This window comes from Vibrio sp. 1249-1 (assembly GCF_033340495.1).
On the sequence record NZ_JAWOWJ010000419.1, the window covers coordinates 1 to 771 of the forward strand.

The 771-nt window shown below is 41.6% G+C and carries 1 protein-coding gene; it reads left to right on the forward strand.

Features of this window, described 5'->3' with window-relative positions:
* Positions 1 to 33: 33 nt before the first annotated feature.
* Positions 34 to 702, forward strand: coding sequence for a carbonate dehydratase (gene can, locus R7Z50_RS26750; protein WP_005462578.1), 669 nt, complete (start codon positions 34 to 36; stop codon positions 700 to 702).
* Positions 703 to 771 lie beyond the last annotated feature (69 nt).

Below are 771 nucleotides of genomic sequence, written 5' to 3' on the forward strand. Positions count from 1 at the left end.
TGCTTTTGTCATTTAAGGGAAGTAGTTTGCAAGATGCCGGAAATTAAACAGTTATTTGAGAATAATTCAAAATGGTCGGAAGAAATCAAATCTGATCGTCCTGAATATTTCGCTAAGCTCGCCGAAGGCCAAAAGCCTGATTTTCTTTGGATTGGCTGCTCCGATAGTCGAGTACCCGCAGAACGATTAACCGGCCTTTACTCCGGTGAATTATTTGTTCACCGCAATGTTGCAAACCAAGTCATTCACACAGACCTCAATTGCCTTTCCGTTGTTCAATACGCCGTTGATGTACTCAAGGTGAAGCATATTATTGTGTGTGGTCACTACGGTTGCGGCGGTGTTAACGCAGCGATAGATAACCCTCAACTCGGGCTTATCAATAACTGGCTACTGCACATCAGAGATCTTTACTTCAAGCATCGTTCTTACTTAGATCAAATGCCTGTTGAAGATCGTGCCGATAAGCTTGGTGAAATTAACGTTGCAGAACAAGTTTATAACCTAGGCAATTCAACCATCATGCAAAACGCATGGGAGCGCGGGCAAGATGTCGAAATTCATGGTGTCGTATACGGAATAGAAGATGGTCGCCTTGAATATTTAGGTATTCGCTCTAATTCTAAAGAGACCGTTGAAGCATCGTACCAGAAAGCACTGTCGACGATTTTAAACCCTGACAATAAGCTTCTGTGTCGCTAAGCCATAAAATCTGAATAAATAAAAAACGCCCATTTATATGGGCGTTTTTTTTGTATTTCGAATAGTGAA